1 protein-coding gene is annotated in these 250 nt (G+C 62.4%); it reads left to right on the top strand.

The annotated features are described in order from the left end of the window. Positions 1 to 250, top strand: a 250-nt coding sequence (locus AAEY83_RS17335) for an ATP-binding cassette domain-containing protein (RefSeq protein WP_351061156.1), incomplete at both ends; no start/stop codon positions are given.

Raw genomic sequence — 250 nt, 5'->3', positions numbered from 1 at the left:
GCCTGGAACAGCCAACGTCGGGGCGGGTGTTGATCGATCAGGTGGATATCGGCGAGTTCGATGAAGACCGCCTCGTCGCCCTGCGCCGGCGCATCGGCATGATCTTCCAGCACTTCAATCTGATGTCGGCCAAGACCGTCTGGCAGAACGTCGAGTTGCCGCTGAAAGTCGCCGGCGTGCCGAAGGAGCAGCGCGACAACAAGGTTCGCGAACTGCTCGAACTGGTCGGCCCGCAAGGCAAGCACAAGGC

It is taken from the genome of Psychrobacter sp. TB20-MNA-CIBAN-0197 (assembly GCF_040309765.1).
Taxonomy (GTDB): domain Bacteria; phylum Pseudomonadota; class Gammaproteobacteria; order Pseudomonadales; family Moraxellaceae; genus Psychrobacter; species Psychrobacter submarinus.
Note: the sequence above shows the minus strand (reverse complement) of the source record. Positions and strands in the feature narration are given on the sequence as shown.